Origin of the sequence: Streptomyces sp. BK79 (genome assembly GCF_044142145.1) — a bacterium.
Taxonomy (GTDB): Bacteria; Actinomycetota; Actinomycetes; order Streptomycetales; family Streptomycetaceae; genus Streptomyces.
The window spans coordinates 78,337-90,747 of sequence record NZ_JBHVOC010000003.1 but is presented as its reverse complement, the minus strand read 5'-3'; the positions used below and the strand labels follow the sequence as shown (position 1 = coordinate 90,747).

Annotated in this window: 10 protein-coding genes; all 10 read right to left on the bottom strand. The window is 71.9% G+C overall.

What is annotated here, in order from left to right; all coding sequences use genetic code 11:
- Positions 1 to 11 precede the first annotated feature (11 nt).
- Positions 12 to 1,997 carry a hypothetical protein gene (locus ACFIF2_RS04330; protein WP_395571124.1) on the bottom strand — a complete coding sequence of 662 codons (1,986 nt, stop codon included), beginning with the start codon at positions 1,995 to 1,997 and terminating at the stop codon, positions 12 to 14.
- Between the two features lie 87 nt (positions 1,998 to 2,084).
- Positions 2,085 to 2,822 carry a ribonuclease activity regulator RraA gene (locus ACFIF2_RS04325; RefSeq protein ID WP_395571123.1) on the bottom strand — a complete coding sequence of 246 codons (738 nt, stop codon included), beginning with the start codon at positions 2,820 to 2,822 and terminating at the stop codon, positions 2,085 to 2,087.
- 11 nt (positions 2,823 to 2,833) lie between these two features.
- Entirely contained in the window at positions 2,834 to 3,688 is an 855-nt protein-coding gene (locus tag ACFIF2_RS04320; RefSeq protein WP_395571122.1) for an SDR family NAD(P)-dependent oxidoreductase, read from the bottom strand.
- Positions 3,685 to 4,839 carry a mandelate racemase/muconate lactonizing enzyme family protein gene (locus tag ACFIF2_RS04315; protein WP_395571121.1) on the bottom strand — a complete coding sequence of 385 codons (1,155 nt, stop codon included), beginning with the start codon at positions 4,837 to 4,839 and terminating at the stop codon, positions 3,685 to 3,687. Before ACFIF2_RS04315 ends, ACFIF2_RS04320 begins: the two co-directional genes overlap by 4 nt.
- Positions 4,836 to 6,698, bottom strand: coding sequence for an ABC transporter ATP-binding protein (locus tag ACFIF2_RS04310; protein ID WP_395571120.1), 1,863 nt, complete (start codon positions 6,696 to 6,698; stop codon positions 4,836 to 4,838). The genes ACFIF2_RS04315 and ACFIF2_RS04310 overlap by 4 nt, the downstream gene beginning before the upstream one ends.
- 9 nt (positions 6,699 to 6,707) lie before the next feature.
- Complete coding sequence (locus tag ACFIF2_RS04305; protein ID WP_395571119.1) at positions 6,708 to 8,282, bottom strand: ABC transporter substrate-binding protein; 1,575 nt, start codon at positions 8,280 to 8,282, stop codon at positions 6,708 to 6,710.
- 141 nt (positions 8,283 to 8,423) lie between these two features.
- Positions 8,424 to 9,299 (bottom strand): ABC transporter permease, encoded by an 876-nt coding sequence (locus ACFIF2_RS04300; protein WP_395571118.1) that lies wholly within the window; start codon positions 9,297 to 9,299, stop codon positions 8,424 to 8,426.
- 11 nt (positions 9,300 to 9,310) lie between these two features.
- Positions 9,311 to 10,252 (bottom strand): ABC transporter permease, encoded by a 942-nt coding sequence (locus ACFIF2_RS04295; protein WP_395571117.1) that lies wholly within the window; start codon positions 10,250 to 10,252, stop codon positions 9,311 to 9,313.
- The gene (locus tag ACFIF2_RS04290) at positions 10,249 to 11,448 is read right to left on the bottom strand and encodes a hypothetical protein (protein WP_395571116.1); all 1,200 of its coding nucleotides are present in this window, start codon (positions 11,446 to 11,448) and stop codon (positions 10,249 to 10,251) included. The genes ACFIF2_RS04295 and ACFIF2_RS04290 overlap by 4 nt, the downstream gene beginning before the upstream one ends.
- Positions 11,445 to 12,095 (bottom strand): GntR family transcriptional regulator, encoded by a 651-nt coding sequence (locus ACFIF2_RS04285; RefSeq protein WP_395571115.1) that lies wholly within the window; start codon positions 12,093 to 12,095, stop codon positions 11,445 to 11,447. The genes ACFIF2_RS04290 and ACFIF2_RS04285 overlap by 4 nt, the downstream gene beginning before the upstream one ends.
- Between the last annotated feature and the right edge of the window lie 316 nt (positions 12,096 to 12,411).

The window sequence follows — 12,411 nt, the reverse complement described above, 5'->3', positions numbered from 1 at the left end:
CCGGCCGGGCACTAGAACTTGACGGTGGAACGGTCCGCGATGAGCACGGGCGAGTCGTACACCGGGATGTCCCTGAAGGTGTAGGTGCTGCCCGAGACCGACCAGTTGGCGGCCGGGATGTCGTGGACGGCTCCGGTGCGTACGTCGACGTGGACCGGGTCGGCGAAGTTGCCGCCGGTGAAGGTGAGATCGGTGGCGGTGCGGGCGTTGCTCTCACTGGGCTTGCCCGCTCCGGACCAGACGCCGACGATCTGCCGGCCGGTGTCGTTCTTCGCGAACGCCTGCACGGTGAGCGAGGTGGAGGGGTTCGCGCTCCAGCCGTAGCCGGGCAGCGGCTTGGTGTCCGCGAGGACCGACGCCAAGGTCTGGACGGCATAGAAGGAGGGCTTGGCGTAGCGGATGCTCTTGTCGGTGTTGGTCTGCAGCAGTCCCTTGGTGTTGGTCGTCCCCCATGGGTAGTGCATGTCGGAGATGCCGAAGACGCTGGTGCTGATGTCGCGCCCGAGGTCGTTGAGCACGCGGCGCAGGAACCACTTGGACTGGCTCAGTTCCGTCCAGTCCAGATCCCCCAGGGCGCCGAAGCTGCCGGGCGTGCTGGGGGCGCCGTTCTCGCCCTGCCGCACGACGCCGCCGGGCGCGTACTGGTCCACCAGGTCTCTGAGCTTCTCCACCTGCCCGTACGTCCACGCGTCGTCGGGGTTGGGGTTGTACGGGTGGTACGAGATGCCGTCGAGCAGGCCGGCCTTGCCCTTGCCGGAGAGCTGGATCAGGAAGTCCTGGGCGTAGGGGACGTCGATGCCGGCTTCCTGGCCGAAGATGACCGCGTTCGGCTGCTCGGCGCGGACGCGGGTGGCGGTGCGGATGAAGAAGTCGGTGTAGTCGGCGACCGGGATACCGGCCAGGTTGGGCTCGTTCCAGATCTCCCATTCGGTGACCCGGTCCTTGTACCGCTTCACCATGGCGGTCACCCAGGCGTCCCACGCGGCCAGGGCCTCCGGGGAGCTGGGCAGGTGGCCGCCGAGTCCGGAGCCGCCTCCGCCGGTGTAGGCGCCGTTGCCGTAGGACAGCTGGATCCAGGGCTTGACGCCCCGGCTGCGGGCGTCGTCGACGATGTGGTCGAGCCAGTCCCAGTCGTAGACGCCCTTGGTCTTCTCCGTCTTCGCCCAGCCGCCCTGGATCCGGGTGCTGGTCGCGCCGAGCTTGCCCAGGTAGGGGGCGTACGCCCGGTAGTCGGTGTAGTCCCGGTCGACGGTCTCGGCGCCGATGATGATCTTGGAGGTGCCGACCTCCCAGGCGGTGCGGGGGCCGACGGACCCGAGGAGGGGCCAGCCCTGCGGGGCGCTCTCGGTGGTGGTGCGGACGTCGTCCAGCCAGGCGGTGCCGGTGGCGGCGGTGGAGACGCCGGCCTGGATGCCGGCCAGGGCCCTCGTGCTGGTCCGGAAGGCCAGGTTCTTGGCCTTGCGTGACCCGTCCACCCACACGTCGGCGGTTCCCGAGGACGGGTGGGCGACCACGCGGATGTCGTACCAGCGGTTGGCCGAGTAGGCGCCCAGATCGACCTGCCGGGTCGCGTCGTAGGTGTACATGCGTCCGTCGGCGCCCATGGCCACGGTGACGCTGTGCCCGCCGCTGCTGTCGAGGTGCACGCCGATCGTCGCCGAGGTCTGGGCGGTGCGCAGCCGGAAGCCGGCGACGACGGTCGAGGACGTGGTGCCGAAGGTGGTGCCCGCCGTGACCGCGGCGCCCGTGGAGGTGTCCCGCAGCCGCAGACTGCGGTCGACGGTGCCGGGCACGTCCTGCACGGTGGCGTCACCGCCCGCACCGCCGGTGGACCAGCCCGCGGGCGTGGTGCCGGGGGCGGTGGTGTCGAAGTCGCCGTCGACGTCCGCCGCGGCCGCCGGTCCGGCGGCGGCGACGGAGAGCAGACCGCCGACGAGCGCGCCGGCCATCACCAACGCGAGCGGCCGTATGGAGGATGGGGAAGTACGATTGTTCACGTGTTCCTGCCTTCTTCTTCGGAGGCTGGTCCGGCCGGTCGGCCGGCCCGCGGCCGGCCGGGGGCGGCCGGCCGCGGAGCATGTGGGTCAGTCGCTCACGGACGGGGCGAGGCGGCTGGCCTCGTAGGCGCGCAGCGTCTCGGCGTCCGCCGGGTACGTGCCGCGGAGGGGGGCGCCGGCGGCGACACGCTCGGTGATGAACTCCTCGAGCCGTTCCTGTTCCCGCGCCTGACGGGCGATCACCGGGACGAGGTGGCGGGGTACGCAGACCACGCCGTCGGAGTCGCCGACCAGCACGTCGCCCGGGTACACGGCGACTCCCGCGCAGCCGACGGGGACCTGGAGGTCGACGGCGTGGTGCAGGGCGAGGTTGGTCATAGCCGCCGGGCCGGTGGCGTAGACGGGCAGCGGGAGCCGCGCGATGTCGCCGAAGTCCCGCAGGGTGCCGTCGGTGATCACCCCGGCGGCTCCCCGGACCGAGAGCCGGGTGAGGAGGATGTTGCCCGCCGAGGCGGCCCGGCCCTGTCCGCGGCAGTCCATGACGAGGACCTGCCCGGGGCCGACCTGTTCGACGGCGGCGCGCTGCGGGTGGTCGTAGTCGTCGTACACGTCGAGGGTGTCGATGTCCTCGCGGGCCGGGATGTAGCGCAGGGTGAAGGCCTCGCCGACCATGCGCGGTGCGCCGGGGGTCACGCGGGCGAGTCCGGCGAGGAAGGTGTTGCGCAGGCCGTGCTTGAAGAGCTGGGTGGTGATGGTGGCGGTGCTGGCCTCGCGGAGAGCGGCCAGGTCGTCGGGGTTCAGCGGCGCCTGGGGCGTCTCGGTCATGGTGCGGGTCCTTAGCGCTGGTCGGCGTCGGTGTGCGCCGGATCGGTGGTGGGTCGGTCGAGGCCGGGGTCGGCGCCCGGTGGTCTGATCTGGGCCGTCAGTCCGCCGTCCACGGTGAGCACCTGACCGGTGATGAAGGAGGCGTCCGGCGAGGCCAGGAAGGCGACGGCGGCGGCCACGTCGGAACCGTCGCCCATGCGGCCGAGGGGTACCGGCCGGATACGGGCGCGCTTCTGGGCGGCGTCCAGCAGTTCGTAGCGGTCGTTGATGACGGGGCCCGGTGCGACGGCGTTGACGCGGATGCCCAGCGGGGCGAGTTCGAGGGCGGTGGCCCGGGTGGTGGCCTCGACGGCTCCCTTGGAGGCGTCGTAGGCGACGGCCGAGCGGTGGGCGCGGGTCGCGCCGACGGAGGAGATGTTGACGACGGCCGCGCCGGCCCGCATCGCCCGGGCCGCGGCGACGGTGCACAGGAACGTGCCGCGGGCGTTGACCGCGAAGCTGCGGTCCCAGTCGGCGGGGTCCAGGTCGAACAGGTGGCCGCGCCCCACCATCGCGGCGGCGGCGTTGTTGACGAGGATGTCCAGTCCGCCGAGCGTCTCCACCGTGCGGGCGACGCACGCGTCGACCTGCGCCGGGTCGGAGACGTCTCCCGGGCAGGCGACCGCACGAGCCCCGCCGTCGCGCAGCGCTGCCGCCGCCGCTTCCGCCTCCTGCTCGTCCGGGCCGTTGACGGCGACGGCGGCGCCCTCGGCGGCCAGCCGCACGGCGATCGCGAGCCCGATGTTGCGGGCGCCGCCCGTGACGAGGGCGACCTTGCCGGCGAACCGCCCGTCCGTGGGCGGCCGTTCGGCGGGAGCAGCCGTCACCGCGTGACCTCCTGCCGGTCGACGACGGCGGCGGCGCTGGTGGCGGCCCAGGTGAGCGGGCCCGCCGACGCCTTCACCAGCTCGGGGTCGAATCGCATGCCCAGGCCCGGACCGGACGGCACGTGCAGCCGGCCGCCGACGTAGCGCACCGGGTCGGTCACCACGTCGCGGGTGTACAGCAGCGGGCCGACGGGGTCGCTGGGCACGGTGACCGGCGCCATCGCCATGGCGACGTGGGCCGCGGCGGCCGTGCCGACGGACAGTTCCTGCGTGGTGCCGACCAGGCACGACTTCCCGGCGGCCTCGGCGATCGCGAAGATCCGCCGGGCCGGGGTGATGCCGCCGATCGCGATGACGCTGACGTTGAAGACGTCGACCGCGTCGGCGGCGACCAGGTCGAGAGCCCACCGGAAGCCGTAGACGTGCTCGCTGATCGGCACGGGCAGGCGGTTGCGGGCGTACACCAGCCCGCGCACGTCGTGGTCGGGGGCCGGGGCCTCCACCAGTTCGAAGCCCACGTCGGCGACCTTCTCGGCGAAGTTGCAGGCCGCCTTGGAGTCCAGCAGGTTGGAGAAGTCGAGCGACTTGATGGTGATCCGGTCGCCGAAGCGCTCGCGGGCGGTGCGCAGGAACCGCTCGTCCAGGTCGAGCCGGCGCCCGACGTACACCCGGAAGAACTCGAAGCCCTCCGCGATGCGCCGCTCGACCATGGCGAGGTTGCGGTCGACGTCCTCCTCGTGCTGCTGGCGGAAGATCGGGTACGCGATGGGGACGGACTCGCGGACCGCGCCGCCCAGCAAGTCGCACACGCGGACCCCGAGCTGCTTCGCCGCCAGGTCCCAGAAGGCGATGTCGACGCCGCACTTGATGGCGCGGCTCTTGTCGTAGATGTACCCGGCCTGGGGGAAGTTGGCCTCCAGCCGCCGTTCGACCTCCGTGATCTGGAGGGCGTCCAGGCCCACCAGAATCTCGTTGAGGGTCGCCTCCAGCTCGGGGACATCGAAGTGGAAGCGTGGCAGGTGCTGGAGGTCGGACATCTCGCCGACTCCGACGAGGGAGTCGTCGTCGGTGTGGAGTTCGACCAGGATGTGGCCGCAGGTGATGCTGTTGTGCCGGGGAGTGTTGATCGAGGTCAGTTGGACCCTCGTCACCTTTGCCACTGTGGGCTCCGTTCCTTGGTCTGCGGGGTCGTTGCGGTGTGCCGGCCGGGTGCCCTGGCCAGCAGTTCACGGGTGTACTCGTGGGCGGGGGCGGCGTAGATCTCCTCCGCCGTGCCTTCTTCGACGATCCGGCCGTGCCGCATGACCGCGATGCGGTGAGCGACCGAGCGGACCACGGCCAGGTCATGGGTGATGAAGAGGTAGGCCATGCCGTGCTCGGCCTGGAGGTCGGCGAGCAGGTTGAGCACCTGAGCCTGGATCGACACGTCCAGGGCGCTGACCGCCTCGTCGCACACGATCAGCCGGGGGCGCAGGGCGAGGGCCCGGGCGATGGCGATGCGCTGGCGCTGGCCGCCGGAGAAGGCGGAGGGGAAGCGGTCCAGGGCGAAGGCGTCGAGGCCGACGTCCCGCAGGAGTGCGGTGAGGGTGTCCTCGTCGGCGTCGAGTCCGTGCACGCGCAGGGGTTCGGCGAGGATCTGCCGGACGGTCAGCCGCGGGTCCAGGCTCGCGTACGGGTTCTGGAAGACGACCTGCACCTCGCGCTGGAGCCGCCGCAGTGCTGCCGGGCCGGGACGTGTGACGTCGATGCCGTCGTAGCGGACGGTGCCGCCGGAGGGGCGTTCAAGGCGCAGCAGCAGTTTCGTGAGACTGGTCTTGCCGGAGCCGGACTCCCCCACCAGTGCCAGGGTGCGGCCCGCCTCGACCTGCAGGCTGACCTCCTGCACGGCGTGGACGTGGCCCGTCACCCGGCGCAGCGCCCCACCACGTACGGGATACCGCAGGTCCACCGCGTCGAACTCCACGAGCGGGGGCTCGGCACCGGTCGTGGTGGCGGGAGCGGGGTCGGCGGTGGCCGCCGGTACGGGCAGTTCCACCGGAGCGTCGGCGAACAGGCAGGCCGCCGCATGGTCGCCGTCGTGGACGGTCAGCTGCGGAACACTCGCCGTGCAGTCGTCCACGGCGACCGGGCACCGGGGAGCGAAGGAGCACCCGGAGGACCGCTCCCGCAGCCGGGGCGGCTGCCCCTCGATGGACACGAGCCGGGTGCGGGCCGCCGCGTCGATCCGCGGTGTGGCCGCGAGCAGCGCCTGGGTGTACGGCATCCTCGGGTGCTTCAGGACACGTGCGGCCGGGCCGCTCTCGACGACGCGGCCGGCGTACATCACCGCCACCCGGTCGGCCTGTTCGGCGACCACTCCGAGGTCGTGGGTGATCAGGATCAGCCCCATGCCCAGGTCGACGCACAGGGAGCGGAGCATCGCCATGATCTCCGCCTGCACGGCGACGTCCAGGGCGGTGGTCGGTTCGTCGGCGATGAGCAGCTTGGGGCGGGCGGCGATGGCCAGGGCGATGGCTGCGCGCTGCCGCATCCCCCCGGACAGCTCGTGCGGGTACTGCCGCAGCCTGCTCTCCGGCTCCGGCATCCGGGCCTGCTCCAGGGCCTCGACGGCGCGGCGCCGGGCCTGTTCGCGGGTGAGCCGCTCGTGGGCGCGCACCGCGTCGGTGATCTGGGTGCCGATGGTGAGCAGCGGGTTGAGCGCGGAGCCCGGGTCCTGGAAGACCATGGCCACCCGCCTGCCCCGTACGGCCCGCCACTCCTTGCCGTCCAGGGTGCGCAGGTCGGTTCCGTCCAGCCGGATGGAGCCGGTGGTGCTGGAGACGGGCTCGGGCGGGTTCAGTCCGAGCAGGCTCAGGGCGGTGACGGTCTTCCCGGAGCCCGACTCGCCGACGACGGCGAGGGTCTCGCCCGCTTCCAGGCTCAGGTGGACGCTGTCCACGGCGCGCACCGGTGGACTGGTGGGGCCGCCGTTGAAGGTGACGCTCAGGTCTTCGATCTCGAGAAGGGGCATGGTCGTTCCTCACGTCCCCAGGCGGGCTTCGGCGAGCCGCCACTGGCCGTCGACGTCGAGCTGGACGCCCTTGAGCCTGCTGCTGTGGATGAGGGGCGACTTCGCCTGGTGCAGGAACACCCAGTAGTTGTTGTCGATGATGCGGCGCTGCGCGTCGGAGTACGCCTTCTTGCGCGCCGGCCGGTCACCGGTGCCGGCTCCGTCCGCGAGCAGGGCGTCGAGGACGCGGTCGTCGAGGCCGGACCAGTTGTTGGGTCCGTCGCTGGTGAAGTACGGGTCGAACGACAGGGAGGGATCCAGTCGTGGGATGTCGACCACCAGGAGCGCCGCGTCGAAGTCCTTGTTCTTCATGCGTTCCAGCTGCGTCTGGAATTCCAGTACTTCGGCCTTGGGCGCGAAGCCGGCCGCGGTGAGCTGGCTCTGCAGGAGTTCCGCGATGGTGGGGTCGGGGGCACGGCGTCGGGCGACGACGGTGATGGGCACCTCGCCCCGCAGCCCGGCCCGCTGAAGGGCCTCGCGGGCCTTGGCCGGGTCGTGCGGGAGCGGCGCGACGGAGCCGTCGTAGAACCAGTCCGAGGAGGTCGCGAAAGACGGGGCGATGTCGTATTCGCCACCGGCCGCGGCCTTGCCCACGGAGCGGCGGTCGACGGCCTGGGCGAACGCGGCGCGCACCTCGGGGTCCTTGAAGGGGCCCTTGGTGACGTTGAGGGCGACGTAGTAGGCGCGGCGCACTCCGCCGTCCTTGATGACGATCTGCTTGTTGCCGCTGAGCTGCTTGTACTCCTCCGGCGGCAGGGCGCGCACCAACTGGACGCCACCAGTGGACAGTTCGGCGCGCAGGACCTTGGCCTCGGTGACGAAGCGCAGGACGACCTTGTCCAGCTTCGGCAGGGTGCTGTCGTCCGCGGCCTTCTTCCAGTAGCTGCCGTTGCGCTCGGCCGTCAGCTGCACCTTGGACCGCCACTGGGCGAAGGTGAAGGGGCCGGTGCCCACGGGCCGGCGTCCGAAGTCGGCGCCGTGCTTCTTGAGCGCGGCGGGAGAGGCGATCATCCCGGTCTCGTGCGCGAGGTGGGTGAGCAGCAGCGGGTCGGGCGACTTGAGTGTGATCTTCACGGTCCTGGCGTCGGGTGCCTCGACGGAGGACACCTTGGCCAGCGCGGCGGCCTTGGTGGAGTGGGTCGCCGGGTCCATCACCCGGCGCAGGTTGAGGACGACGGCCTCGGCGTCGCAGGGCGTCCCGTCGTGGAACCTCACACCTTCGCGCAGCGTGAAGGTGACCTGGGTGTCACCGGCCTCCCACTTGGTGGCGAGGGCCGCTTCGAACTGTCCGTCCTGGCGCTGGCGCAGCAGCGCGTCGAAGAAGAGATTGAGGACGTTGCGGTCGGAGGAGATGGCGGCGCTCAGTGCCGGGTCGAGGGTGACGGGCTCGTTGTCGAATCCGGCGGTGAGCGTGCCGGAGGAGGCACTGGACGATCCGGAGCCGCCGCTGCATGCGGAGAGGGCGGGCAGGCCGGCGGCGGCCGCGGTGGCGGCGGCTCCGGCCAGGACGGCGCGGCGTGGCAGGCCGAGGGAGGAAATGGGCATGGCAGAGCACTTTCTGGTGCGGAAGGCGGGTGCTGAGGGCGGGCGATGAGGGGACCCGCCCGAGGGGCCCAGGCGTGCGGGCCGATGGGGCGCGGCGCGTGTGAGGGTGCTCGTGCGCCGGTGAAGGGAGCGCCCGGTGGGTCAGCGCGGTGGCGTCAGCTGCGGCCTGTGCGCGTCGAGTGCGTCGCGGAGCGCGTCGGCCAGCATGTTGAACGCGGCGACGGTGAGGAGGATGGCCAGACCGGGGAACACGCTCAGCGACCAGCTGGCGCTGAGATGGTCGGTCCCGGAGGCCACCATGGCACCCCAGCTGGGCTGGGGGGGCTGGACGCTGAGGCCGAGGAAGCTGAGGGCGGCCTCGGCCATGATGGCGGTGGAGACCTGGAGGGCGGCGAAGACCAGCAGGGTGCCGGCCAGGTGCGGCAGCAGGTGGCGGCGCATGATGGCCGACTGCTTCACGCCCACGATACGGGCGGCCGAGACCCATTCACGGGTCCGCAGCGAGAGCACCTCCCCGCGGACCACCCGGGCGAAGCGGGGCGTGGTCACGACCGCGATGGCGATGAGTGCGTTGCGCAGGCCCGGGCCGAGGGCGGCGACGACGGTGAGGGCGAGGACGAGCAGCGGGAAGGCGAGCAGTCCGTCGGACATCCGCATGATGAGGGAGTCCAGCCATCCGCCGCGGTAGCCGGCGAGGAGACCGAGCACGGTTCCCGCCACGAGGGCGGCGCCCACGGTGACGGTGGCGACCTCCGTGGTCACCAGGGCTCCGGCGACGATGCGGGCCAGGACGTCCCGGCCGAGTTCGTCGGTGCCCAGAAGGTGCTGTGCGCTGGGGCCGGCGAGGAGGTTGTCCGTGTCGGTGGCGCGCATGCGCTCGGTCATGAAGGGCCGGGCCGCGGCGGCCATCGCCAGCAGCAGAAGGATGGGCAGGGCGAGTTGGGCGCGTCGGTCGCGGCGCAGCCGGTCGAGGACCGGGCGGCGCGCGGCGGCCGGGGTGAGAGTTTTGGTGGCCATCGTCGCTCCTGTCAGTACGTGATGCGCGGGTCGAGCCACGCGTAGATCAGGTCGGCCAGCAGGTTCACCAGGAGGACGAAGATCACGACTACCAGGACGGCGCCCTGGACGACGGGCAGGTCCCGGCTGAAGATGCCGTTGACGATGAGGGTGCCCATGCCTGGGATGGTGAAGACGGTCTCGGTGACCACGGTGGCGCTCATCAGGGCGCCGATCTGCAGGGCCACGACGGTCACGACGGGGACGATGGCGTTGCGCAGGGCGTACACGCCGACGATGCGGCGGCGGGACAGGCCGGTCGCCTCCGCCGTGCGGATGTAGTCCTCGTTGAACGAGGCCAGCAGGGCCGCGCGGGTCTGGCGCATGGTGACGGCCGCGATGGTGGAGCCGATGGTGACCGCGGGTAGTGCCATGTGCCGCAGGTTCTCCACCGGATCCTCGGTGAACGGGACGTACCCGGACGCCGGCAGCACCTTCAACCACAGCGCGAAGACCAGGATGAGCAGGGCGGCGACGTAGAAGTGCGGCGCGGACAGGGCCACGAGCCCTGCGGAGTTGAGCGCGGTGTCGGTGGTGGTGCGGCGCTTCACGGCGGCGAGTATCCCGGCCGGAATGCCGATGAACAGGGCGAAGAGCAGGGCGATGACGCCGAGTTGGGCCGTCGCGGCGAGCCGCTCGCCGAGTACGGTGCCGAGTTCCTCGCCGGTGAGCCAGGAGGCGCCGAGGTCGCCGCGTGCGATGCCGCCGATCCAGTCGGCGAACTGCCGCCACATGGGGGCGTCCAGGCCGAGGTCGGCGCGCAGTGCCGCACGGTCCTCGGCGCTGGCCTCCTGCCCCAGGATGTCCAGGGTGGGGTCTCCCGGCATCAGGCGCAGCAGGAGGAACAGCACCAATGACACGACCAGGACGACGGGTATCAGCTGGAGTAGGCGGCGTATCAGGTATCCGGTCATGTTGCCGGCTCCGTTTGTCTTGGGTGAGGGCTGTCATGGGTTGCCGTGTCGCCGCCCACCGGGTCCCGCGGCAGGCGGCGCAGCCACTCCAGCCGCGGTGCGGGGGCGAGATCGTAGGCGTAGAGCACGAGGGAGCTCGCGCCGTGCGAGCGGGCCTGGCGGGCGATGTCCATGAGCTCCTCCTCGCTGCGGGTCCGCGCGGCGTCCAGGTTCCAGCCCGCCGCGATCCGGGCGCCGGTGCGGCCCGCGGCGACGAGGTCCCGCCGCAGGGCGGTACCGTCCCCGGACAGGTTGGTGACCGTGAGCGAACCCGCGGCGTGGGCGAGCGCCCGCAGGTCGCCGGAGGACTTCCCGTCGCACGCGTAGGGGTCGTCGGTGGCACGGACGGAGAGCGGCAGCCCTCCCGAAGCCTCGGCCGCGGCCCGTACGAGACCGGTGGTCACCTGGGCCCGGACCGACAGCAGCGTGTCGTGCAGGTCCTGGCCCAGCGCGGCTGAGGCGTCCGCGGTGATGCGGTCCGCGGGCCGCGGATCGGCCAGCTGCGCGAGGACTGCGGCGCGGGTCCTGCCGGCCGCCTCGGCACCGTCGACGCCGGCTTCGGTGAACAGGGCCGAGCACGCGGAGCAGAAGCAGAGGGAGAGCAGCCAGCGGTCCACAGGGCGCAGTTCGGCCCCGTACTTGTCGTGCGCGCTCTGGTGCTGCCAGCCCAGATAGCCGAACGCCTCCAGTTCCAGACCGCTCACTCCCGGCTGCCGCGCGGTCTGCGCGACCAGGTCCCGGGCGTAGCGGACCACCTCCGGCTGGGCGGGGCACAGGGCGTGCCGGTAGGGGTGGCCGAAGGCGTTGCGCAGGGCCAGATCCGGCCGGGCACCGGCCAGGTGCGACTGGTGGAGTCCCACCAGCCAGCCGGTCACGGCGACACCGGAGGCCACCAGGGCGTCCGTCGCGAGCGTGGCCTCGTCGCCGACCACGGGCAGGGACAGGCCCGTCGTGTCCTCGTGGTCTCCCGGGGCGAACCAGCGCCCGGCGGGAAAGTCCACGACGGCCGCCGGATCGCTGGTCGTCAGCAGCCAGCGGCCACCGTGGTAGGCGTACGCCAGGCGGACCCGGTCGACTCCCGCGGCCCGCAGCCGCTCGGCCTCCGCGCGGGGAGCACGGCGGAACGACACGGGGTGGGCGAAGATCTCGGTCCTCATCGCTCGTCCCCGAGGGCGCCGGCCAGGGTCCGCCGGGCCTTGCGGATATGGGCGCGGGTCAGGTGCTCGGCCCGGTCGGCGTCGCCCTGCTCCATCGCCTCCAGGATGGCCTCGTGCTCGGCGGCCTCCTCCTCGAAGGTCGCCCGCAGTCGCCAGCCCAGACCGGCCACGAACGCGGTCAGGTCCTGCAGTTGGTCCAGGAATCCGCACAGGAAGCTGTTGTCGCAGGCGGTGTAGAGCTCCCGGTGGAAGCGGCGGTTCGCGACACCGAGGCCCTGTGTCTCCCCGGAGCCGATCAGCGCTGCGGCCTCGGCGAGCGCGCGCCGCGCCGCGGGGTACGACACGGCTCCGAGCCGTTCGGCGGCCAGCCGCACCGCTTCGGGCTCGGCCGTGCACCGGGCGGTGTAGAGCTCCCGCACCAGTTTGTCGTCGGGAGTGCGGACACTCACGCCCTGGTAGGCGTTGATCTCCACCAGCCCGGTGGACTGCAACTGTTTGAGCGCCTCGCGCACCGGGGTTTTCGAAACGCCGTACAGCTCGGCGAGCTCGCGCTCGACCAGGGCCCGGCCCGGGGGCAGCGCCCCGTCGAGGATCGCCTGCCGCAGGGCGTCGCGTACCCGGTCCGTGCGGGAAGCGGGCTGTCCCAAGGGAGGGAGTGCGGTTGAGGCCGTGGGCGCCGTGTTCGGGGTTTCGTACTCGATGCTTGGCATGGCGGCATGCTGGTATACCACGATGCCAGGGCGCAACCCCCTGGTGTCATATTCATGAAACCCCGGCCTTACCTGACGGCCAGTCAGAACATTTACAGATAGTCCGGCCTTGCAACCGAACCTGAAGTCTGAAACGGTCACACACGCAACACGCCCCCCACGCAGCGACGTTGGTGGGCGACGCCGCAGTCGGCAGCCGGTGACGACTCGTGCTGTCGGCGCTCCACACCCCGCGAGCCGGTTCCGGCCGGGC

What these genes read in the sequence shown, in the direction of transcription:
- ACFIF2_RS04325 (WP_395571123.1), bottom strand. Translation starts at nt 2,822, where the DNA reads ATGACCGAGACGCCCCAGGCGCCGCTGAACCCCGACGACCTGGCCGCT.
- ACFIF2_RS04310 (WP_395571120.1), bottom strand. Translation starts at nt 6,698, where the DNA reads ATGCCCCTTCTCGAGATCGAAGACCTGAGCGTCACCTTCAACGGCGGC.
- ACFIF2_RS04305 (WP_395571119.1), bottom strand. Translation starts at nt 8,282, where the DNA reads ATGCCCATTTCCTCCCTCGGCCTGCCACGCCGCGCCGTCCTGGCCGGA.
- ACFIF2_RS04300 (WP_395571118.1), bottom strand. Translation starts at nt 9,299, where the DNA reads ATGGCCACCAAAACTCTCACCCCGGCCGCCGCGCGCCGCCCGGTCCTC.
- ACFIF2_RS04295 (WP_395571117.1), bottom strand. Translation starts at nt 10,252, where the DNA reads ATGACCGGATACCTGATACGCCGCCTACTCCAGCTGATACCCGTCGTC.
- ACFIF2_RS04290 (WP_395571116.1), bottom strand. Translation starts at nt 11,448, where the DNA reads ATGAGGACCGAGATCTTCGCCCACCCCGTGTCGTTCCGCCGTGCTCCC.